This is a genomic window from Nonomuraea sp. NPDC050202, from assembly GCF_040656115.1.
Taxonomy (GTDB): Bacteria; Actinomycetota; Actinomycetes; order Streptosporangiales; family Streptosporangiaceae; genus Nonomuraea.
This window is the reverse complement of record NZ_JBFALF010000002.1, coordinates 747,075-768,102: the sequence shown is the minus strand read 5'-3', so window position 1 is coordinate 768,102 and position 21,028 is coordinate 747,075. Positions and strand designations below refer to the sequence as shown.

Genomic DNA, 21,028 nt, shown 5'->3' with positions numbered 1-21,028 from the left:
TTGCTCCTCACCTCCGGACCCATCGCACGACAGCGAGGACATACGCATGCGACACCTCCGCACCCGGGCCGCGCTCCAGGCGGCCGCCGCCCTGACCGTCTCCCTCGTGGCGGGCGGCGCTCTCACCACGGGCACGGCCTCGGCGGCCACCCCCGCCACCCAGCAGGTGGCGTCGCCGGACGCGGCGCAGGCGCGGGTCAAGAAGGAGCTGCGCGCGCTGGAGGCGTCCTTCAAGGGCCGCATCGGCGCGTACGCCATCGACACCGCGACCGGCAAGACCGTCGGATACCGTTCCGGCGAGCGTTTCCCGCTGCTGTCCACGTTCAAGGCGCCGCTGTGCGCGGCCGCGCTGCACAAGGCCCGCACCTCCGAGCCCGGGCTGATGGAGAAGGTCGTCACGTGGACGGCCGCCGACCTCAAGCCCAACTCCCCCACCACCGAGAAGCACGTCGAGGACGGCCTGAGCGTCGCCAAGCTCTGCGAGGCGACCATCACCGAGAGCGACAACACCGCGGCCAACATGATCCTCAAGCAGATCGGCGGGCCCGCGGGGCTGACGAGGTACTTCCGCTCGCTCAAGGACCCGATCTCGCGGCTCGACCGCTACGAGACCGAGCTGAACGACTGGACCGCCAAGGAGAAGCGCGACACCACCACGCCCGCGGCCATCGCCCGTGACCTACGCCTGCTCACGGCGGGCAACGCGCTGCAGGCCAAGGACCGCGAGCAGCTCAACGCCTGGCTGATCGCGAACAAGACCGGCGACGCGCGCATCCGCGCCGGCCTGCCCAAGACCTGGAAGATCGGCGACAAGACGGGCACGAACGGCGAGATCGGCGGCGCCAACGACATCGCCGTCGTCTGGCCGTCCGGCACGTCGAGCGCGCCGATCATCCTGGCCGTCTACACCCACCGCACGGTGGCCGCCGCGGACGACGCGACCGTCGCGAAGACCGCCACGATCCTGGCCCGCGGGCTCGGCAGGCTCTGATGTCGCGTCGGGGGACGAACATCGTGCGCCTGGCCGCCGCGGGCGCGGCGGCGGGCCTGGTGGTGGCCGCGATCGCGGTCCCGGCCGTCGGGGGCGCCGGGCTCGGCTTCGTGACGGCGGCGGGCGAGGTGAACCTCAAGCCGCTCGACCTGGCCGAGCCGCCGCCGGCGGAGGTCACGATCGTGCGGGACGCCAAGGGCGGGGAGATCGCCCGCTTCTACGAGGAGTACCGCGAGGTCGTCGGGTTCGACGAGATCGCCGGGACGATGAAGACGGCGATCGTGGCGATCGAGGACTTCCGCTTCTACGAGCACGGGGCCATCGACATCGAGGGCACGCTGCGCGCGCTGGCCACGAACCTGCAGTCCGGCAAGGTGAGCCAGGGCGGGTCCAGCATCACCCAGCAGTACGTCAAGCAGGTGCTGCTCAACTCGGCCGACACCGAGGAGGAGCGGAACGCGGCCGTCGAGGCGAGCTACGCGCGCAAGCTCAACGAGCTGCGGTACGCGATGGGCATCGAGAAGAAGTACACCAAGGACGAGATTCTCGCCAAATATCTGAACATCGCGTACTTCGGCGCCAGCGCGTACGGCGTGGAGGCGGCGGCCAGGCGCTTCTTCGGCGTCTCCGCGGCCGACCTCACCCTCCCCCAGGCCGCCACGCTGGCCGGCGCCGTCCAGGATCCGAACGCCACGGACCCGAACCTGGGCAAGCAGCAGCGCGAGCGCCTGCTCAAGCGGCGCAACGTCGTCCTGGACCGGATGGCCGAGCTGGGCAAGATCACCGCGGCCGAGGCGGCCAAGGCGAAGGCCGCCAAGCTCGGCTACAAGGGCACCAGCATCCCGGGCGGCTGCGAGAGCAGCCAGTACCCGTACTTCTGCCTCTACGTCCGCCACGAGATCCTCGGCAACCCGGACTTCGGCCGCACCGCCAAGGCCAGGCTCGCGATGCTCAACCGCGGCGGCCTGACGATCACGACCACGCTCGACCCGGCCATGCAGGCGGCGGCCGACCGGGCGCTCAAGCGGTACGTGCACCCGTCGGACGCCCCCGTCGCCGCCCAGGCCCTGGTCGAACCCGGCACGGGCGCGATCAAGGCCATGGCGGCCAGCCGGCGCTACGGCCGGAACGCGGCCAAGAACGAGATCTCCTACAACGTCGTGGCCAACACCGCCCACGGCGGCGGCATCGGCTTCCAGCCCGGCTCCACGTTCAAGACGTTCACCCTCATCACGGCCCTGCAGCAGGGCATGAAGCTGGACGACGGCATCGCGGCGGGCGCGGGCTACCGGGCGCCCGCGTACTCGACGTTCAAGACCTGCAAGGGCCAGAACATCGGCGACCCGACCCACACCGTCACCAACGACGAGGGCTCCCCCGGCTGGAAGACCCTCAGGACCGGCACGTGGGACTCGGTGAACACGTTCTTCATGGAGCTGGAGGAGCGGGTCGGCCTCTGCGAGACGGTCACGACGGCCAAGTCGCTCGGCATCCGGCGCGCGGACGGCAAGAAGCTGCAGGAGTACGAGACGTTCACGCTCGGCATCAACGAGTCCGACCCCGTCACGGTGGCCACGGCGTACGCGGCGATCGCCGCCCGCGGCACGTACTGCGCCCCGCTGGCGATCACCAAGATCACCGACCGCGACGGCAAGATCACCCGCTACCGCCCGAAATGCCGCCAGGCTCTGGACCCGGGCATCGCGGACGCGACAGCCGAAGTCCTGTCGGGCGTCTTCACCGAGGGCACGATGAGCGGCGTCGGCGGCCTCGACCGCGACGCGGCCGGCAAGACGGGCACCACGGACGACTACGCCTCGGCCTGGTTCGCCGGCTTCACCCCCGACCTGGCGGGCGCGGTGAGCCTGGGCGACCCGCGCGGCTCCCAGCAGCACAAGCTGACGGCCGTCACGATCGGCGGCCGGTACTACGGGGCGGTACAGGGGGCCAGCATCCCCGGCCCCATCTGGCGCGACACGATGCTGTCGGCGCTGCGCGGCGTGCCCGCCACGCCGTTCACACCGATCGACGAGGCCCGCTTCGAGGGCTGCTCGGAGAGCTGCCGCCCCGACAAGGGCCCGAAGGACGGCGAGGCCACCCCGGAGGTGACCCTGGCTCCCGAGGACGTCCTGGAGTAAAGCGGATCACGGGCGGCCCGCCCCTCCCCTTCCCCGGCGGAGGCGGCGGGCCGTCCGTCCCGCCTCGAAGGCGTTCCGCCCTGGCGGAAGCACGATCCTGTTGCTGTCAGGGCTCCGCCGAACGACGCGCGCCTCACTCGTTCCGCTCCACGACGTAGTACGTCTTGCGATGGAAGCCGGTCACCGTGGCGCCCTCCTCCATGAGGCCGCCCAGCACGTCGCGCACGGTATGCCGCCACGCCTTGGCGGCGCCCGCGTCCACCCCGCGCAGCCGTTCGATGTCCTCGGGGACCGCGACCAGCACCACGCGCCCGTCGGTACGCCCCCCGACCGGGCGGTCGCCGTCGCCGCCCAGCCCGATCACGGCGTCCTCCGGCACGTCCGGCAGGTACGGCACCCGCCGGACCGCCGCCTCGACCCGCGGATCGGTCAGCGGCCACACGGCCAGGACCCGGTCGGACTCGTCGCCCTGGTTGATGGCGTCGGCCATCACGCCGTAGAAGTTCGGCAGGTACTCCGCCGGGCGCGCGCCCAGCTTGGCCAGGTTGAAGTGGGCGTTGCGGCGGACCAGCGGGTCGTAGGTCCAGGTGATCCGGGAGATCCCGCGCTCCAGCGCCCACAACCGCTGGTGCAGCTTCAGCTCGAAGCCGATGCCCCGTCCCGCCGCCGCGCCCGTGGTGTTCGAGTGCAGGGTCGAGTCCCGCCCGAAGAAGCCCACCGAGGCCCCGACCATCCGGTCGCCGTCGAAGGCGCCGGAGACGTAGTTGCCCACGTGGGTCAGCGCCCGCATCAGCCCGGCGCTGATCGGGCGGCCGTCCGGCTCGAACCTCCAGATCCGCTCGAACAACTCGTCGACCTGCTCGAACTCCTCGTTCGCATGGAGTTCCCTGATCACGACCGAGGCCGTCGTGGCCGGGCAGTCGGACCCGGTGGCCCCCGGCACGTGCACGCGGTCGCCGCCGACGGCGGCCCTGGCGTGCCCGATCCGTTCCTCGAAGGCCGATCCGCTGCGGATCGCGCGTCGCTCCGTCACCCGACGAACGCTAGAAGGACCAGGGGTGATACGTCCAACACGCGCTGGCTGATGGGTCGATATCTGTGGACGTATGGACCGTCCCGAACGTGTCCCCTGCCGCGACAACGCACGGCACTCAACCCGCCCCCGGCGGAGCGTAGATGTGGCGATGCGCGTAGAGCAGGTTCTCGCCCGCTCCCGCGGCCACCCCGAACGGCTCCTCCGGGCGGTCATCCAGGCTCACGGGCATCGCCTCGCGCGGGCTCAGGAACCACGCCATCCCGGCGATCGGCCTGGCGGCGGGGAAGGGAAACGGCACTTCGTCCTCGTTGGCATGGAGGATCTCGTACAGGGCGCTGCTCACGTCCGGCACCTGGGCCCGCACCTCGTCCTCCCGGGCATCAGGCTGGATCCCGCGGTACGCGCACCGCCCCGCCTCGATGAGCTGCTCGAAGTCTTCGACGTAATGATCGGTACGGGTCAGGACGGAGAGCACACCCCCGGCATCGGCGCTCTCCTCCGGGGATCCGCCGGTGGCCTCCGGCGTCATGGGGCTCTTCCCCGTGACGGCGGCGAAGGCATCGTCATAAGACGCGAGCGCCCGCAGCAAGGCTTCCTGCTCCTCGGAAGGGTCCTTGCCCTCCGTCACCACGGCGAGATGCTCTTCGACGGCCACGATCAGCGTTCGAGCCGCGAGCCGTAACGTCGCGACACCGCTCACCTCCGATCGCGCTGCCTCATCAACCATGCGGTCGCCCCTCCATCACCAGTTCGCCGTCCCTTCCTTGATCACCCGCCACCGTACAGAATGGCTGTGTGACGACACAGGACGTTCAGGTCTACCCCATGCCGGTCACCGCGCACATCGCCAGGTTCATCCTGGCCCTCCAGATGGGCGCCGGCTTCGCGGGGATCGCCCTCTGCGTCTACCTCTTCACCTCATCCGGCTTCGCCGCCCCCTTCCTGCTGCTCCTGCTCGCTTCTGCCGCCGTCACGGCGCTCCTGTGGCTGGTGGTGGCCCGCTGGCCGTCCCGCAGGAGGCCGGTACGCTGGGCGGCCATCGCCATCCAGGCTGCCACCTGTGCCCTGATCCTCGCCAAGCCCCTGTTCGACAGCGACATCAGTTTGTTCAGCACGCTCTTCCAGAGCGCCGTCCCGGCGGCGACCGTCATCCTGCTCGCCGTCCCCTCCACGGGCCGCTGGTTCGACCGCTGATCCCGTTCTCGATCTCCTCGTCCGGGTAGCGCCGGAGGCATGCGCGTCGCCACACTCAACCTCTGGGCCCGCCACGGCTCCTGGAGCAGGCGCAGGCAACTCCTGATCGACGGGTTGCGCGACCTGGACCCGGACCTCGTCGCCCTGCAGGAATCCGTCGTGACGGACGACTACGACCAGGTCGTCGACCTGCTGGGCCCCGGCTACCACGTCGTCCACCAGGAAGGCGGCGAAGCCGACGGCACGCGGGCCTCGATCGCCAGCCGCTGGCCCCTGCGCGAGGTCCGGCAGATGCGTCTGGACGTCACCTCCCGGGTGGACCCGTCGGAGTTCGCGAGGTGGGTCGGGCTGGCCGAGGTGCTGGTCCCGGAGTTGCGGGGGGTGCCGCTGCTGTTCGTCAACCACAAGCCCTCCTTCCGGCTCGGCCACGAGCACGAGCGCGAGCTGCAGGCCGTCCGGGCGGCCAGGCTGGTCGAGGAGGTCGCCGGGGATCGGGACCGCGTGCACGTGGTGGTGGCGGGGGACTTCGACGCGCCGCCCGAGTCCGCCGGCGTCCGGTTCTGGGCCGGGCTGCAATCCCTGGAGGGGATGAGCGTGGCCTACCGCGACGTGTGGCGGTGGGCGCACCCGGACGCGCCCGGGCACACGTTCACGCCGGTCAACCCGCTGGTGCGGAGCGGGAACTGGCCGCTGGAGACGGGCCGGCGGATCGACTACCTCTTCGTACGGTGCCACGGCAACGGACCCACGCTGCGGCTGATGAACTGCCGGCAGATCTTCGACCATCCGGTGGACGGCATCTGGGCCAGCGACCACTTCGGCCTCATGGCGGATCTCGAGGCGATGCCATGACTCAGCGAAGGCCGGCGGCGCGCAGCAGCCGTAGCTGGCCGATCTCCGTGACGTTCTTCATCAGCTCGGCGTTCACCCAGGCGAGCATGTGCGCCACGGTGTGCCCGGACTCCTCCGGCCACGGGAACGGCGCCGCAGCCTCCAGGTCGCCGTCGGTGAGCCGCCCCAGCACCGCCAGCCACTCCTCCCGCAGCCCGCGCAGCCACGCGACGGCGCTCTCCCCGTCACCCGGCCACCTGACCTCCGACCTGTCGCGCGGCGCCCGCCCCCGCGCGTGATCGATGGTCACGCTCCACCACCAGCCGATGTGCCAGCTCACCCAGGCGATCGTCGGCACGGGAACGGGGTCGGGCTCGGCCTCCGCCCAGTCCGGCTCCCACACCCCCGCGGCGTCTCGGCGCACGGTCCAGCAGTTGCGGGCGGGCTCCCACAGGAAGTCCTCCGGCTGCAGCCGTTCCAGGTGGTACTCGAACAGTGACCAGGTGAACTCGAACTGCCAGCGCAGCAGCTCACATCGCGATCCGGACATCGGCCGATGCTCGCACGCCCCGGCCCCGGCCGTAAAACGGTTTATGGGCGGGCCTCAGAACTCGTCGTGACCCGAGACCTGAGCGATGGAGAAGACGTGCCGGCTCGCGGCGCAGATCGTTTCCAGCACGTGGACGGGGGTGTCCGCGGTGGAGTAGCTCGCCCGCAGCACCTGGACGATCCACTCCCCCGGATCGAGCTCCAGCGTCTCCCGCTCGAACGCCACCGGCGGCCGGGCGACCAGGCTCTCCTCCGCGCGGCCGAACGTGTGACCGAGGGCGACGAGCGCGGACTGCAGCGACGGCCGCACGAAGTCCGGCTCGGCGAGCCGGGTGCCGCCGAAGAGGTCGGCGCGGAAGTAGCTCGTGGCGATGCGTACGGGGACGTCGTTCGCGGTCATCATCTTGCGCCGCGCCACGACGTCCGTGCCCGGCTCGACCCGCAGGCAGGCCGCCACGTCGTCACCGGCCGGTTCGAGCCCGACGTACAACATCCGGCGACCGGCCTTCAGGCCCTGACGCTGCGCCTCCGACAGGAACAACGACGCTGAGCCCCGTACGGCGGGCTCCGTCGGCAACGTCCGCCGCACGAGCACGCGCGGCACGCCGGACGCCTGACCTCCGGGACCTCGTTCCGCGGGAACGCTGTCCTGGACGCCTTCCCGCCTCGGCGTCTCGTCGCCCATGCGAATCTCGCCTCCTGTCGAATCCGGCACGCCGCAGGCACTCTAGTGCCCTGCCGCGACGCCCCTGCGCGGGCCCTCGGCCGTCGCCCGGCCCGGGGTCCAGGTCAGCCGACACATCGTGCGACGGTGAGGACCGCCGACCAGTGGCGCGTGAGCCGTCCGTCCGGACGTGCGGCGAGGCGGCGGCGGATCTCGCGATAGAGGTGCTCCTTCTTGTCCGGGTCCATCACGATGTGGCCCGAGAACGTGTCCAGCAGAGCGATGTACTCGTCGGCCGTGTAGCGCAGGGCCCACACGTAGAGCTCCGTCCCCACCACCGTGAAGCGCCCGGACGCCTCGATCTCGGCCGCCATGGGGTCGGGCTGCTCGTCGGGCTGTGGCGGCGGCCACGGGCCGCCGTCGCCTTCGCCCAGCTCGTCGTAGACCTTCTGGATCTCGGTGAAGAACGGGTCGAAGCCCGCCGGGAACGCGTGGTCGGCGTTCCAGACGGCCAGATGGCTGCCCTCGGCGAGCAGGCCGGCCGCCTTCGCGTACTTGACCTCCGGATTCACCCACTTCCACGCCGTGGCCGCGTAGAGGAGATCGAAGCGGGCGCCCGGCGGTGGCTTCCAGTCTTCGAACGATGAGGTGATCACGGAGACGTCGGGGAAGTCGGCAAGATGTTCGCGTGCCTTGGCCGCCAGGGCCTCGCCGAGTTCGATCGCGGTGATCCGGAACCCCATCCGTGCCAGCGGGAGCGTGGCCTTGCCCGGCCCGCAGCCTACTTCGAGGAGGTGCGCGGGTGGCTTGAGCGCTGTCGTCGCGAGGAGGTCGGCGTACAGGTCGGGCGGGTAGTCGGGGCGGGCGTCCTGGTAGGTGTCGGCCGCGCGGTTGAACGTGGCTCGTAGCGGAAGGCGATGGGACATGATCCGATACTGGCAGGGCGCCACGTCGAGATCGCGCCATGAAACACGTGGCGATCTTTCAGGACATTCCGAGTCCCGCTGCCCCGGCCGGCACGGGGTGCGCCGCAGGCGCCCAGATCAAAAACGCCTGAGCCCTGCGGCGCGAAGCGCCCCCTGGCGAAGCCCTACTCGGGGCGGGTCACAACGGCCCCGGTCGGTGATCGGGCAACGGGTGGGGGGCCGGGGCCACCTACAGCTTGGAGAAGCAGGGGCCGTCGAAGGTGTAGGCCTGGGCCGTCGGCCCCGTGAAGAAGTCCTTGACCATGGTGACACCCGTCGTCGCCTTGTCGTCCACCTTGTTGATCAGCGTCTGCCTGAAGACCGCCGACGGGTCCGCGAAGTTGCCCGCCTCCGCCGGCAGCATGCCCTCGTAGTCCACCGTCTTCAGCGTCTTCACCGCCGCCAGCAGGCCGCTCCTGCTCACGTTCCCGCCGGCCACCATCGCGTCCAGGGCCGCCTTCATGGGGTACGCCCACGCCCATCCCGAGGTGTAGCCGTCGTTGGGGGTGACGCCGGGGAGCGCTTCCCGCATCGCCTTGTGGCCGGGGGTGTCGGCGTCCCAGGGCTTGCCGGGGGCCGACTGCTCGTACAGGGCCTTCAGGGCGGGGGCGGCGGGGGACTGCAGCAGGGCCGGGTTCCACGTCGGGCCCGTGCCGATGAAGCGCCCCTTGTACCCGGCCGCGGCCGACTGGCCGACGATCGTGGCGGCGTCCGCGGGGCCCGTGGTCAGGATGACGAGGTCGGGCTTGTTCTTGGTGATCTCGGTGATGGCGCGGCCCTGCTCGGTGGCGCCGGTCGGGGTTTCGACGTGGGTGAAGGTCAGGCCGCTGCGCTCGGCGGCCGCCTTGGCGCCGGCCGCGGCGTCCGCGCCGTAGTCGCCCGCCAGGTGGACGGCCATGACGGACTTCACCTGGTACGTGTCCACCGCGTAGTCGACCGAGTTCATCGCCTCCACGCAGTAGTTCGACCCGGTCTCGACGATGACGTCCTCGAACTCCCAGGCCGAGGTCCACGACGCGGGGGCGGAGACGACGTTGTTGGCCTTGAGGTCGCCGATGATGGCGGCGGTCGTGGGCGAGCCGAGGGTCTGGGCGAGGCCGAGCACCTGGTCCTTGATCTCGTTGTAGACCTGCCGGTGCACCTCCGGGTTGTACTTGTTGTCCTTGACGTACCTGGTGACGTCCACCTCGTACTTGCCGCCGATGCCCCCTGCCTTGTTGACGCGCGCCCAGAAGGCCTTCTGGGCGTCGGTGATGGGGACGGCGAGCGCGGCGAAGGGACCGGAGGTGAGGTCGGAGATGGTGCCGAGGTAGATGCAGCCCTTGTTCCTGTCCACGGCGGACGGGCAGGGCTCGGTGGTGACACCTGGAGCCTGGGCGGCGGGGCCGCCTCCACTGCCTTGGTCGTCCCCCCGGAAGACGCCGCATGCGGACAGAAGGGCCGCTATGGCGACAACAGTGACTGCATAGCGACTCTTCATGGAGAACCCTCCTGGAGCGAGCTAGTACGAGAAAGGCCAGGACTTCCAGTAGTTGCGGACCCGGATCCACAGGCCGAACAGGCCCCGTGGCTCGAAGATGAGGAACAGCACGATCAGCAGCCCGTACAGGACGGTCTCGACCTGGAACACGTTCGGCGTCTGCGTCGTGTCCCCGCTGATGAACGGCACCAGCGCCGGCAGCGACCTGGTCACCGGCTGCAGCAGCGAGATGAACAGCGCCCCCGCGATGGCCCCCGACACCGTCGCCACCCCGCCGATCAGCACCATCGCGATGAACTGCACCGACAGCAGCAGGTTGAACGACCCCGGCTCGACGTACCCGGAGATCGTGTACAGCAGCCCGCCCGCGCACCCGGCGTAGAACGACGAGACGCCGAAGGCGAGCACCTTGTAGCGGGTCAGCGGCACCCCGATGACGGCGGCGGCGATGTCGCGGTCGCGGATGGCGGCGAAGGCGCGGCCGATGCGGGAGCGCGCCAGGTTGCGGGCGGCCACGGCGAAGACGATGAGCAGCGTCAGCATGAGCGTGTAGAGGAGCTGCTCCTTGGTGCCGAGGGGCCCGTCCTGGTCCAGCCGTACGCCGAGGAGCTGCGGGATCGCCGCCTCCCTGCCCACCCCGGGCCCGCCGGTCAGCTCCTGCCACTCCTTGAAGATGTGCTCGCCCAGGAAGACCAGCCCGAGCGTGACGACGGCGAGGTAGAGGCCGCGCAGCCGGGTGGCCAGCGGCGCGACCAGCACCCCTGCCGCGGCGGCGACCAGGCCGGCGGCGGGCAGCCAGATCCACAGCTCGGCGACGCCGTACCCCACGTTCTCCCCATCAGGGGGACCCGAGAGGGCGGCCGCCGTGTACGCGCCGATCGCGACGAAGAACGCGTGCCCGAGCGAGACCTGCCCGGCGTACCCGGTGACGATGTTGAGCCCGATCGCCCCGATGGCCAGCACGTACGCCCCCGCCAGCACCTCCAGCGACCGGTCCTGCAGCAGCACCGCCAGCGCGAACGCCACCAGCACCAGCAGCCCCGTCGACACCTTCTTGGCGGGCGTGTCGAGCAGCGCCATGTCCTGGGCGTAGGAGGTGTAGAGCAGCGGCCGGCCGCGCACCCGCCGGGACCGGCCGGTCGGTATGTCAGGAGGTGCCCCCGCGGAGGTCCGCGTCTCGGTCATACCCGCTCGACCTCCCGGGTCCCGAACAGCCCGTACGGCCGCACCAGCAGCACGAGCAGCATCACCACGTACGGCGACACGACCGCGAAGTTCTGCCCCAGCCACGGCGCGAACTCCCCCTGGTACGACTGGAACAGCGACTCCACCACGCCCACGACCAGCCCGCCCGCCACGGCCCCGCCCAGCGAGTCGAGCCCGCCCACGATGATCGCCGGCAGCGCCTTCAGCGCGATCACCCAGGTCATCTGCTCGATCCCCTGCCCGGTGCCGACGAACATCCCGGCGATCGCCGCCAGGAACCCGGCCAGCCCCCACGACAGCGCGAACACCGCCCCCACCGAAACCCCCTGGGCCAGCGCGATCTCCTGGTCGAAGGCCGCCGCCCGCATCGCCAGCCCGTAGCGCGTGTAGCGGAAGAACGCGAACAGCAGCGCCACCAGCACGGCGGTGACCAGCATCATGGCCAGCCAGCGCGACTGCACGACCAGCGGCCCGAGCGAGACCTGCGTGAACCCCCACGGGTCCCCGACCTGGCGCACGTCCCGGCCGATGAAGGCGTTCACCACCACCCGCAGCACCACGTCGATGCCGAGCGTGATGATCGCCACGACGAACACCGGCCGGCCCACCATCGGCCTGATCGCCACCCGCTCGACGACGAGCGCCACGCCCGCGATGAGCAGTGCCGCCAGCAGCACGGCCGCATAGAAGCCGGTCACCCCGGCCAGGTAGCTGACCGCGACGGCCCCGGCCAGCATGAGGGCGGGCTGGGCGAAGCTGATCACCCGCGTGGCCTTGTAGATGATCACGAAGCCGAGCGCGAGCAGCGCGTACACCGACCCGTTCCCCAGGCCCCTGATCACCGACTCCAGCAACCCCTTCACCGGGCGTACATCCCTTCGACCAGGTCCTCGAAGAGCTTGGCGATGGCCGAACGCTTGACCTTCTGCGTGGCGGTCAGCTCGCCGTCCTCGTGGTCGAGCTCCTTGGGCAGGAACGCGAACCGCTTGACCTGCTCCACGTACGCGAACCGCTCGTTCACCCCGTTCACGATCCCCTGCACCAGCTCGCGCACCTGCGGCTTGCCCGACAGATCCCGGTAGGTCGTGTACGGCAGGCCGCGCCGCCGCGCCCACTCCCCCACGGTGTCCAGCTCGATCCCGATCAGCGCCACCAGGTACGGCCGCTGGTCCCCGATCACCACGGCCTCCTTCACGTACGGCGACGCCTTCAGCGCGTTCTCGATCTCGCTGGGCGCGATGTTCTTGCCGCCGGCCGTGATGATGATGTCCTTCATGCGGTCGGTGATCCGCACGTGCGTGCCGTCCACCCACTCGCCCACGTCGCCGGTGTGCAGCCAGCCGCCCTCGTCCAGCACGTCGGCCGTGGCGCGCGGGTTGCGCCAGTAGCCGGCGAAGTTGCCCGGATGCCTGGTCATGATCTCGCCGGTGGCCTCGTCGATCTTCAGCTCGATGCCGGGGTGCGGCTCGCCGACCGTGCCCAGGCGCACCCGTCCCGGGCGGTTGGCGGTGGCGACGGCGGTGTTCTCGCTCATGCCGTACACCTCGTGCATGGGCACGCCGATCCCCATGTAGAACTTGAGCACGTCCGGCGCGATCGGCGCGGCGCCGGAGGCGGCGTAGCGGACCCGCCGCATGCCGAGCCGCTCGCGCAGCGAGCGGTAGCAGAACACCCAGCCCGCCGCGTACGCCGCCCGCGTCCCCGGCGTGTGCCGGCCGCCGGTGCGCACCAGCGAGTCGCCGACCCGGTCGGCCACCCGCAGCCAGAGCCTGGTGAACGCCCGCTTCACCGGTGAGGCCGACTCCAGCCTGATGTTGACCTGCGCCAGGACCTTCTCCCAGATGCGCGGCACCCCGAACAGGATCGTCGGCTGCACCTCCCGCAGGTTGGCCTGGACGGTGTCGATGGACTCGGCGAAGTTCACCTGCACCCCGGCCGCCGAGTTGAACCACACGGTGAACGCCCGCTCGGCCACGTGGCACAGCGGCAGGTACGACAGCGCGAGATCGCGTTCCGAGGGCGGCGGGGAGGTGAAGCCGCCGCCCTCGACCAGGGTGAGCACGGCGAACTCGACGTTGGCGACGGTGAGCATCACGCCCTTGGGCGGGCCTGTGGTGCCGGAGGTGTAGATGAGCGTCATCACGTCGGAGGGCTCCGCCTCGGCCATGCGGCGCTCCACGGCGCCGGGGTGCGCGGCGCGGTGCTCCGCCCCGAGTGCGAGCATCTCGGGCCAGGACATGAGCACGTCGTCGTCGTAGCGGCCGCGGATGCCGCGCGGCTCCAGGTAGACGATGCGCCGCAGCTCGGGGCACTCGTCGAGGACGGACAGCGCCTTGTCCACCTGCTCCTGGTCCTCGGCGAGGAGGATCTTGGCGCCGGAGTCGGCCAGCAGGTAGGCGACCTCGGCGGGCGGGTTCGTCGGGTACAGGCCGACCGTGATGGCGCGCGCGGCGACCGTGCCGAGATCGGTGTAGAGCCACTCCGGGCGGTTCTCGGAGTGCACGGCCACCCGGTCGCCCGGCTCGACGCCGAGCGCGAGCAGGGCGTGGGCGACCAGCTCGACCTGCGTCCAGTACGCGGCCCAGGTGACCTCCTGCCAGATGCCGAAGTCCTTGTGCCGCATGGCGACGGCCTCGGGGGCGCTCCTGGCGCGCTCGCGCACCCTCGTGACGATGGTGGCCGTCCCCACGGCGGTGCCCGTGCTCATGCGGCTCCCTCCCGCCCACCCGCGCTCATGCGGCCCCCTCCCCACCCGCCCGTGCTCATGCGGTCCCTCCCAGGTACGCCTCGATGACCGCGGGGTCCTGCTGCACCTCGGCCGGGTCGCCGAGCGCGACAGGGCGGCCGAAGTCGAGCACAAGCACCCGGTCGGCCAGGTCCATGACCAGCGCCATGTCGTGGTCCACGAGCACCACGGGGATGCCCAGCTCGTCCCGGATGTCCATCACGAACCTGGCCATGTCCTCGGTCTCCTCCAGGTTCATGCCGGCCACGGGCTCGTCCAGCAGGAGCAGCCGGGGCTCCATGGCCAGCGCCCGGCCCAGCTCGACCCGCTTCTGGATCCCGTACGGCAGCAGCCGCACGGGATGGCGGCGCCACGCCTCCAGCTCCAGGAAGTCGATGATGTCCTCGATCCTGGCGCGGGCGGCCAGCTCGGCTCGCCTGGCTCGGCCGTACCAGGCGAGCGCCGGCAGCACGCCGTAGCGGAAGTGGTGGTGGCGGCCGAGCATGAGGTTGTCCAGGACGGTCAGGTTGTGGAAGAGCTCCACGTTCTGGAACGTCCTGGCCAGGCCCATGGCGGCGATCTCGTGCGGCCGGCGGGCCAGCAGGTTCTCGCCGAGGAACGTGACCCGCCCGCGCTGCGGCCGGTAGACGCCGGACAGCACGTTGAAGATCGAGGTCTTGCCCGCGCCGTTCGGGCCGATGAGGGCCAGCAGCTCCGCCTGCCGCACCTCGAAGGAGACCCCGTCGATGGCCTTCACCCCGGCGAAGCTCAGATGCACGTCCTCGAACGTCAGGAGAGCCATCTTTTTCTCCGCTTGTAGTGCTTGACCTCGCGGAACGACCGGACGGCCCCCAGGTAGAACTCCTTGATGTCCTCGTCGGCGAGCAGCTCGCGCGACGGCTTGTCCATCACGATCTTCCCGGTCTCCATGACGTAGCCGTGCGAGGCGATGGACAGGGCCATCGTGGCGTTCTGCTCGACCAGCAGGACCGTCGTGCCCTGGCGGTTGATCTCCACGATGAGGTCGCGCACCTGGCCCACCAGCGACGGCGCCAGGCCCAGGCTGGGCTCGTCCAGCAGCAGGTACTTCGGGCCCGCCATCAGGGCGCGGCCGACGGCCAGCATCTGCTGCTCGCCGCCCGACAGGTAGCCCGACACGCTCCTGCGCCGCTCCCGCAGCACCGGGAACAGGCCGTAGACGCGGTCCAGGTGGGACTCGGCGGCCGTGTGGCCGCCGACCTTGAGGTTCTCCTCGACGGTCAGCTCGGCCAGGATGCGCCGGCCCTCCATCACCTGGCTGACGCCGCGCCGGACGATCTGGGCGGGCCGCAGCTCGTGGATGGGCTCGCCCTCCAGCGTGACCTCACCCTTGGTGATCTCGCCGTCGTGCACGCCGAGCAGCCCCGACAGGGCCCGCAGCAGGGTGGTCTTGCCCGCGCCGTTCGCGCCGAGCAGCGCCACGACGGAGCCGGGCGGCACGCGGATGCTCACACCGCGCAGGACGAGCATCACGTCGTCGTAGACGACTTCGAGGTTGCGTACCTCCAGCACGCGCGGCTCCCCGGGATCGTGTGGCCTACATCACTCCCCCCGATGAGGCCAATGTCCACGCTTGCTCAGCGACCGACAAGAGGCCCGGCCGAAATTCGCACGGCACGGTGCGCCTAGGATTTCCGGTATGGCAATTTGTGAGCATCTTTCCGAGGCCGACGACCCCGCCGCGAGGACTCCGGAGGGCTGCGAGGAGTGCCTGGCCGTGGGGGGTCGCTGGGTGCACCTGCGGCGCTGCCTGGAGTGCGGGCACGTCGGATGTTGCGATTCCTCCCCGGCCAAGCACGCCACGGGGCACTTCCACGAGACGGGTCACCCGGTCATGCAGTCGTACGAGCGCGGCGAGGACTGGCGGTGGTGCTTCGTGGACAACCAGATGGGGTGAGGATCACCTTTCGAGGATCGCCTCCTCGAAGTCGAGCTGCGCCATCACCTCGCGCAGCACCTCGTCGTCGAGGCGGCGCTCGTCACGCAGCCGGACGAACACCTGTCGCTCGGCCTGCAGCATGTCGCGGCGCAGGCGGCGGTAGAGGGCGCTCGGCGTCTCGGCGCCGCCCGCGCCCGTGCCGCCGCCCAGGCGCTCCCACGCCGACAGCGAGCGGCGCCACGACTTCTCCCTGAGCTGGTCGATCACCTGGCGCTGGATCTCGTCGGGCTCGCCGTCGAGCTCCCCGACCAGCCGCTCCAGCTCCGCCAGGCCCGACTCCAGCGCGGCCTGCTGCGCCGCCGCCTCGGCCAGGCGGTCCTCGTACTGCTCCTGCTCGCTCGACACGCCCAGCCGCCTGATCAGCGCGGGGAACGTGGTGCCCTGGATGAGCAGGGTGCCGATCACGGTCGTGAACGTCAGGAACAGCAGCAGCGCCCGGTCCCGCGGGGCCACCCCCGAGATCGAGAACGCCGCCGCCAGCGACACCACGCCCCGCATGCCCGCCCAGCCGAGGATCACCGACTCCGCGGAGGACGGCGCGCTCCCCCTGCGCCACACCTTGATCACGAGCGTCACCGTGAACACCCACACGAACCTGCTGACGATCGTCACCGCCAGCACCGCCACCGCGTACCCGGCGACCGCCCAGGCGCTGTAGCCGGTGATGCCCTCGATCACGGTCACGAGCTGCAGCCCGATGAGCGCGAACACGATCGCCTCGAGGAAGAAGTCGGTGACCTTCCACACCGCGTCGGACACCAGCCGGGTGCCGAACCCCCGCAGATGCATGCGGTTGCCCAGGTAGAGGCCGACGATCACGACCGCGATCACGCCCGAGGCGTGCACGCTCTCCGCCGCCAGGTAGGCGGCGAACGGGATCAGCAGCATCAGCGTGTTCTCGACCAGCGAGTCACGGGTGCGCTGGAAGATCCAGGCGAAGACGAACGCCAGCGCCAGCCCGATCGCCACCCCGCCTGCGGCGGCGAACAGGAACTCCCCCAGCCCCTCCCACAGGCTGACGGCCCCGCCCACGGCCGCCCCGATGGCCACGCGGTAGAGCGTGAGCGCGGTGGCGTCGTTGAACAGGCTCTCGCCGATGAGGATCGTCAGCGACCGGCGCGGCAGCCCCAGCCGGCGGCCGACCGCGACGGCCGCCACCGCGTCGGGCGGGGCGATGATGGCACCCAGCGCGAACGCCAGCGCCAGCGGCAGATCGGGCAGCATGAGGTGCACGGCCAGCCCGACGACGGCCGTGGTGAACAGCACCAGCCCGATCGACAGCAGCCCCACGGCCCGCTTGACGTCACGCAGGCGCAGGTAGGAGCTGTCGAGCGCGGCGGAGTAGAGCAGCGGCGGCAGGAACACGTACAGCACCAGCTCCGGCTGCAGCGGCACCGACGGCACCAGCGGCGAGACCAGCAGCCCGGCCGCCACCAGCAGCAGCGGCGCCGGCCAGCCCTTGCGCCGCGCGATCGCCGCCACGCCGACCGCACCCCCGGCAAGCAGCAGCAACTGCAAACCCATGCTCGGATCCACCGGCGCCCCTCCAGCCCCCAGCCGGGCGATCGCGAGCCGACGACCGCCTCAGCCCAATCGTCCCGCCGAGAGCGTACCTGCCGCGCCGAGGCGGGGCGTCACCACTCCCTGCGGTCGCTTCTCTCGTGGTAGTCGGGCTGCTCGGGGCGCAGGCGCTCGCCCGTGGAGAACATGGGGTCCCCGACGTACGGGCGGGACATGCCCGCGTCGGGCTGCTGCGTGTACTGGTCCTGCCCGTACTGGTCCTGCGGGGAGTAATGGTCCTGCGGCGGGTACTGCTCCTGGCGGCCGAGCGCCAGCAGCGGGTCCACCGGGTTGGGGGCCTGCTGCGGGCTCTGCTGCTGGTAGGAGCCGTAGTCCTGGACGGGCTGCTGCGGCTGCTGGGGAGCGGCGCGGCGGCGGCCCGCCCCCGGGATGCCGTGCATGGGCGTGCCCAGCCCCGCCGTGCTCGGCTGGGGCTCGGGCGGGGCCTGCTGGTAGCCGTCGGAGCGCCGGCTCCCGTACGTGTCGGCGGAGTACGGGTCCTGCTGGTACGGCTGCTGCTGCGCAGCGGGCTGGTACGGCTCGGCGGCCTGGGAGGGGAAGCCGAGCGGGTCGGTGCTGATGGGCGACTGCCTGCGCTGGTCGCCGCCGGGCATCTGGTAGACGGGCTCGGCGCTGTCGATGTACTGCGGGCCGGTGAACGGCTCGGCGGCCGGCGGCGGCTGCTGCGTGTAGTGGGGGCCGCTCAGCGGGTCGGAGGTGTACTGGGGGCCGCTGAAGGGGTCGCCGGTGTACCTCGGCTGCGGCCCCGTCGTCTCCACGTACTGCGGGCCGGTGAAGGGCGTGCGGGGCTCGCCGTACGCCGGGGTGGTGTCCCTGGGGGCCGCGCTCTCGCCGTACGAGGCCACCAGCTTGTCCTGCGGGGCCGGGCCCCTGGCCACGAGGACGTCGTTGGGCGACAGGGCGGCCGTGGGCCGCTCGTCGAGCTGCTGCGGTGGCGCCGGTGGTTGCTGCTGGCTGTGCTGCTGGGGCCGGTGGTACGTGCCGGTGCCCGGCATGACCTCCGTGCCGGGGTCGTGCGCGGGCACGGCGGGCTGCTCGCCCGTCGCCTCCGCGAACCCCTCGTCGAGGGTGTCGAGCAGCCGGCCGACATCCTCCATCGGCATGCGGAAGCTCGCTGTGCACATCTCACCGCGCCACAGGCTGAGGACCAGTGTCCCCTCATGCCACGTGACGCGGAGGCACCGCTCCTGACCTCGTGCATCGAAGAAGACTTCGCCGAACGACGGCAACGGGACAACTTCCGACATGGCAGACATACTGCTTTAACCAGCCTTTATTCGTCCACTCAACCCCGGAAAACCCAGAGGAACCGGCCTGACCATCTACACCCGGACTCCCTCCGGTCACACCCTGTGAGGCACTTCCGCGACCAGTTGGAGTTCCGATCGCCCAGTGTGCCACGCAACCCGCCGGGAGTATCCGGGAACGCCGGGATGCGTCTGGCCGATCACACCGCGTTCGGCGCGGCGACCCCGGAATGCAGGTAGCGTTTACTGCCGTGCCGGACTCCCATCTCCCACCAGTGGACGAACTGCTCAGCATCGCGGTCAACGCTCTCGGCGGGAGCGAACGGCAGGGCCAGCTCACCATGGTCCGCGCGGTGCAGAAGGCCATCGACGACGAGGAGCACCTGGCCGTCCAGGCGGGCACGGGCACCGGCAAGTCCCTGGCCTATCTCGTGCCCTCGATCCGGCACGCCATGGACAGCGACTCCCCCGTCGTCATCTCCACCGCCACCATCGCGCTGCAGCGCCAGCTCGTCGACCGCGACCTGCCCCGGCTGGCCGAGACGCTGGCCAAGGAGCTGCCGCACGAGCCGACGTTCGCCATACTCAAGGGCCGCCGCAACTACCTGTGCCGCTACAAGGCGACGGCGGGCTGGCCCGAGGAGGACGAGCAGGACCAGCTCTTCGACCCGCGCGAGGTGAGCGCGACCGGCCGCATGGTGCAGCGCATCCAGGAGTGGGCCGAGCAGACCGAGACCGGCGACCGCGACGAGCTGGTGCCGGGCGTCAGCGAGCAGGCGTGGCGGCAGTTCTCCGTGAGCGCCCAGGAGTGCCTGGGCGCCACCCGCTGCCCCAGCGGGGCCGAGTGCTTCGCCGAGCTGGCCAGGGCGCGGGCCGGCGAGGTCGACGTCGTCGTCACCAACCACGCGCTGCTGGCCATCGACGCCATGGGCGACCTGCCGGTCCTGCCCGAGCACGAGGTCGTGGTGGTGGACGAGGCCCACGAGCTGGTCGACCGGGTCACCTCGGTGGTCACCGCGGAGCTGTCGGAGGCGTCGGTCATGCTGGCCGTGCGCCGGGTCGGCCGCCTGATCGACCAGCCCATCGCCGACCAGCTCATGGAGGCCGGCGAAGACCTCAAGGCGCTGCTGGCCGCCGCCCCGCCCGGCCGCATCGACGAGCTGCCGCAGGTGCTCGGGCTGACCCTGCAGCTCATCCGCGACACGGCCTGGCGCTGCATCACCGCCATGGGCCCGCGCAACGCCGACAAGGACGACCCCGACAAGGCGGGCCAGCGCAAGGCCGCGTTCACCGCGCTCGACGAGGTGCACGACACGGCGGTGCGCATGCTCGACGCCTACGGGCACGCCTCCGAGGCTGACCGGGCCGAGGTGGTCTGGCTCGACGGCGCCACCGACCGCCGCCCGCCCTCCCTGCGCGTCGCGCCGCTCACCGTCAGCGGCATGCTCCGCGACAAGCTGTTCGGCGAGCGCACGGTGGTGCTCACCTCGGCCACCCTGGCGCTCGGCGGCACGTTCGACGCGCTGGCGGCGCAGTGGGGGCTCGCCGACGGCAAGTGGCAGGGCATCGACGTCGGCTCCCCGTTCGACCACCCCCGCGCCGGCATCCTGTACGTCGCCAAACACCTGCCCCAGCCCGGCCGCGACGGGCTCCCGCAGCAGTACCTCGACGAGATCACCGAGCTCATCGAGGCCGCCGGCGGCCGCACGCTCGGCCTGTTCTCCTCCATGCGCGCCGCCAAGGCCGCCACCGAAGCGCTGCGCGACCGCCTGGACGTGCCGCTGCTGTGCCAGGGCGACGACTCGACGATGCTCCTGGTCAAGCAGTTCTCCGAGGACGAGCCGACCTGCCTGTTCGGCACGCTGTCGCTCTGGCAGGGCGTCGACGTCCCCGGCCCGTCCCTCAGGCTGGTCATCATCGACCGCGTCCCCTTCCCCCGCCCCGACGACCCCCTCACCTCGGCCAGGCAACGCCACGTGGCGGCCAGGGGCGGCAACGGCTTCATGGCGGTGGCGGCCAACCACGCCGCGCTCCTGCTGGCCCAGGGCGCCGGCCGCCTCCTGCGCGCCCAGGACGACAAGGGCGTCATCGCGGTCCTGGACCCCCGGCTCGCCACGGCCCGCTACAGCGGCTTCCTGCTGAACTCCCTCCCCCCGTTCTGGCGCACCACAGACCCGGCCGTCCCCCGCGCCGCCCTGAAGCGCCTCGCAGCCGACCCCTCCTGACCCGCCGGGGCCTGGCAGGCCCATCGGGGCAGAGCGAGCACGCGCAGGGGCTCCACGGCACCGGCTCGAACGGCGGGCCGCGTTGTCGCACGGCGGGCTTCGCACGCCACGGGCATCCGGTGCCCGCGGCATCACGCATCTCAGCATCGCGTGGCGGGTGCGGCGAGGCCCCGGGGCGCGGGCCGGCCAGCGCCAGGGCCAGCGGCACGACCGCGTGC

Annotated in this window: 19 protein-coding genes; 6 read left to right on the top strand and 13 right to left on the bottom strand. The window is 71.3% G+C overall.

Translation table 11 applies throughout. The annotated features are described in order from the left end of the window. Positions 1-46: 46 nt before the first annotated feature. Both bla and AB0I79_RS08855 read left to right on the top strand, forming a co-directional pair. Positions 47-991: a class A beta-lactamase gene (bla, locus tag AB0I79_RS08860; protein ID WP_357868997.1), complete on the top strand. Its 945-nt coding sequence runs from the start codon at positions 47-49 to the stop codon at positions 989-991. Then, a complete protein-coding gene (locus AB0I79_RS08855) occupies positions 991-3,129 on the top strand; it encodes a transglycosylase domain-containing protein (protein WP_357868996.1) in 2,139 nt (712 codons plus the stop codon). Before bla ends, AB0I79_RS08855 begins: the two co-directional genes overlap by 1 nt. A 133-nt stretch (positions 3,130-3,262) precedes the next feature. Here AB0I79_RS08855 and AB0I79_RS08850 read toward each other — a convergent pair whose 3' ends face one another. Together AB0I79_RS08850 and AB0I79_RS08845 are read right to left on the bottom strand one after the other, a co-directional pair. Further along, on the bottom strand, positions 3,263-4,162 hold the full coding sequence (locus AB0I79_RS08850) for a GNAT family N-acetyltransferase (RefSeq protein WP_357868993.1): 900 nt from the start codon (positions 4,160-4,162) through the stop codon (positions 3,263-3,265). 118 nt (positions 4,163-4,280) lie between these two features. After that, a complete protein-coding gene (locus AB0I79_RS08845) occupies positions 4,281-4,892 on the bottom strand; it encodes a hypothetical protein (protein WP_357868991.1) in 612 nt (203 codons plus the stop codon). Between the two features lie 68 nt (positions 4,893-4,960). Between AB0I79_RS08845 and AB0I79_RS08840 the strand changes: the two genes are divergently transcribed. Both AB0I79_RS08840 and AB0I79_RS08835 read left to right on the top strand, forming a co-directional pair. Beyond that, positions 4,961-5,359 (top strand): hypothetical protein, encoded by a 399-nt coding sequence (locus AB0I79_RS08840; protein WP_357868986.1) that lies wholly within the window; start codon positions 4,961-4,963, stop codon positions 5,357-5,359. Between the two features lie 39 nt (positions 5,360-5,398). Next, the gene (locus tag AB0I79_RS08835; RefSeq protein ID WP_357868983.1) at positions 5,399-6,211 is read left to right on the top strand and encodes an endonuclease/exonuclease/phosphatase family protein; all 813 of its coding nucleotides are present in this window, start codon (positions 5,399-5,401) and stop codon (positions 6,209-6,211) included. 1 nt (position 6,212) lies between these two features. Here the strand turns inward: AB0I79_RS08835 and AB0I79_RS08830 are convergent, their stop codons facing one another. From AB0I79_RS08830 to AB0I79_RS08790, 9 genes are all read right to left on the bottom strand, one after another. After that, a complete protein-coding gene (locus AB0I79_RS08830; RefSeq protein ID WP_357868980.1) occupies positions 6,213-6,740 on the bottom strand; it encodes a DinB family protein in 528 nt (175 codons plus the stop codon). A gap of 54 nt (positions 6,741-6,794) precedes the next feature. After that, entirely contained in the window at positions 6,795-7,424 is a 630-nt protein-coding gene (locus tag AB0I79_RS08825; RefSeq protein WP_357868977.1) for a UTRA domain-containing protein, read from the bottom strand. 104 nt (positions 7,425-7,528) lie between these two features. After that, a complete protein-coding gene (locus tag AB0I79_RS08820) occupies positions 7,529-8,329 on the bottom strand; it encodes a class I SAM-dependent methyltransferase (RefSeq protein WP_357868975.1) in 801 nt (266 codons plus the stop codon). Between the two features lie 229 nt (positions 8,330-8,558). Then, positions 8,559-9,848, bottom strand: a complete 1,290-nt coding sequence (locus AB0I79_RS08815; protein WP_357868972.1) for an ABC transporter substrate-binding protein — start codon at positions 9,846-9,848, stop codon at positions 8,559-8,561. Between the two features lie 21 nt (positions 9,849-9,869). Further along, positions 9,870-11,033: a branched-chain amino acid ABC transporter permease gene (locus AB0I79_RS08810; RefSeq protein WP_357868969.1), complete on the bottom strand. Its 1,164-nt coding sequence runs from the start codon at positions 11,031-11,033 to the stop codon at positions 9,870-9,872. Then, entirely contained in the window at positions 11,030-11,917 is an 888-nt protein-coding gene (locus tag AB0I79_RS08805) for a branched-chain amino acid ABC transporter permease (RefSeq protein ID WP_357868966.1), read from the bottom strand. Before AB0I79_RS08805 ends, AB0I79_RS08810 begins: the two co-directional genes overlap by 4 nt. Next, positions 11,914-13,761: an AMP-binding protein gene (locus AB0I79_RS08800; RefSeq protein WP_357868963.1), complete on the bottom strand. Its 1,848-nt coding sequence runs from the start codon at positions 13,759-13,761 to the stop codon at positions 11,914-11,916. Before AB0I79_RS08800 ends, AB0I79_RS08805 begins: the two co-directional genes overlap by 4 nt. A gap of 55 nt (positions 13,762-13,816) precedes the next feature. Further along, positions 13,817-14,581 (bottom strand): ABC transporter ATP-binding protein, encoded by a 765-nt coding sequence (locus AB0I79_RS08795; RefSeq protein WP_357868961.1) that lies wholly within the window; start codon positions 14,579-14,581, stop codon positions 13,817-13,819. Beyond that, entirely contained in the window at positions 14,569-15,330 is a 762-nt protein-coding gene (locus tag AB0I79_RS08790; protein WP_357868958.1) for an ABC transporter ATP-binding protein, read from the bottom strand. The genes AB0I79_RS08795 and AB0I79_RS08790 overlap by 13 nt, the downstream gene beginning before the upstream one ends. A 127-nt stretch (positions 15,331-15,457) precedes the next feature. On the opposite strand from AB0I79_RS08790, the gene AB0I79_RS08785 reads away from it, so the two are divergent. Further along, positions 15,458-15,715, top strand: a complete 258-nt coding sequence (locus AB0I79_RS08785; RefSeq protein WP_357868955.1) for a UBP-type zinc finger domain-containing protein — start codon at positions 15,458-15,460, stop codon at positions 15,713-15,715. Positions 15,716-15,718: 3 nt separating this feature from the next. Here AB0I79_RS08785 and AB0I79_RS08780 read toward each other — a convergent pair whose 3' ends face one another. Both AB0I79_RS08780 and AB0I79_RS08775 read right to left on the bottom strand, forming a co-directional pair. After that, positions 15,719-17,281 (bottom strand): Na+/H+ antiporter, encoded by a 1,563-nt coding sequence (locus AB0I79_RS08780; RefSeq protein WP_357868952.1) that lies wholly within the window; start codon positions 17,279-17,281, stop codon positions 15,719-15,721. 110 nt (positions 17,282-17,391) lie between these two features. Continuing rightward, positions 17,392-18,441, bottom strand: a complete 1,050-nt coding sequence (locus AB0I79_RS08775; protein ID WP_357868950.1) for a hypothetical protein — start codon at positions 18,439-18,441, stop codon at positions 17,392-17,394. Between the two features lie 374 nt (positions 18,442-18,815). Here AB0I79_RS08775 and AB0I79_RS08770 point away from each other — a divergent pair, with 374 nt between their 5' ends. Next, complete coding sequence (locus tag AB0I79_RS08770) at positions 18,816-20,810, top strand: ATP-dependent DNA helicase (protein ID WP_357868947.1); 1,995 nt, start codon at positions 18,816-18,818, stop codon at positions 20,808-20,810. The last annotated feature ends 218 nt before the right edge of the window (positions 20,811-21,028 follow it).

What these genes read in the sequence shown, in the direction of transcription:
- bla (WP_357868997.1), top strand. Translation starts at nt 47, where the DNA reads ATGCGACACCTCCGCACCCGGGCCGCGCTCCAGGCGGCCGCCGCCCTG.
- AB0I79_RS08855 (WP_357868996.1), top strand. Translation starts at nt 991, where the DNA reads ATGTCGCGTCGGGGGACGAACATCGTGCGCCTGGCCGCCGCGGGCGCG.
- AB0I79_RS08845 (WP_357868991.1), bottom strand. Translation starts at nt 4,892, where the DNA reads ATGGTTGATGAGGCAGCGCGATCGGAGGTGAGCGGTGTCGCGACGTTA.
- AB0I79_RS08835 (WP_357868983.1), top strand. Translation starts at nt 5,399, where the DNA reads ATGCGCGTCGCCACACTCAACCTCTGGGCCCGCCACGGCTCCTGGAGC.
- AB0I79_RS08830 (WP_357868980.1), bottom strand. Translation starts at nt 6,740, where the DNA reads ATGTCCGGATCGCGATGTGAGCTGCTGCGCTGGCAGTTCGAGTTCACC.
- AB0I79_RS08825 (WP_357868977.1), bottom strand. Translation starts at nt 7,424, where the DNA reads ATGGGCGACGAGACGCCGAGGCGGGAAGGCGTCCAGGACAGCGTTCCC.
- AB0I79_RS08820 (WP_357868975.1), bottom strand. Translation starts at nt 8,329, where the DNA reads ATGTCCCATCGCCTTCCGCTACGAGCCACGTTCAACCGCGCGGCCGAC.
- AB0I79_RS08815 (WP_357868972.1), bottom strand. Translation starts at nt 9,848, where the DNA reads ATGAAGAGTCGCTATGCAGTCACTGTTGTCGCCATAGCGGCCCTTCTG.
- AB0I79_RS08810 (WP_357868969.1), bottom strand. Translation starts at nt 11,033, where the DNA reads ATGACCGAGACGCGGACCTCCGCGGGGGCACCTCCTGACATACCGACC.
- AB0I79_RS08800 (WP_357868963.1), bottom strand. Translation starts at nt 13,761, where the DNA reads ATGAGCACGGGCACCGCCGTGGGGACGGCCACCATCGTCACGAGGGTG.
- AB0I79_RS08795 (WP_357868961.1), bottom strand. Translation starts at nt 14,581, where the DNA reads ATGGCTCTCCTGACGTTCGAGGACGTGCATCTGAGCTTCGCCGGGGTG.
- AB0I79_RS08785 (WP_357868955.1), top strand. Translation starts at nt 15,458, where the DNA reads ATGGCAATTTGTGAGCATCTTTCCGAGGCCGACGACCCCGCCGCGAGG.
- AB0I79_RS08780 (WP_357868952.1), bottom strand. Translation starts at nt 17,281, where the DNA reads ATGGGTTTGCAGTTGCTGCTGCTTGCCGGGGGTGCGGTCGGCGTGGCG.
- AB0I79_RS08775 (WP_357868950.1), bottom strand. Translation starts at nt 18,441, where the DNA reads ATGCCGATGGAGGATGTCGGCCGGCTGCTCGACACCCTCGACGAGGGG.
- AB0I79_RS08770 (WP_357868947.1), top strand. Translation starts at nt 18,816, where the DNA reads ATGCAGGTAGCGTTTACTGCCGTGCCGGACTCCCATCTCCCACCAGTG.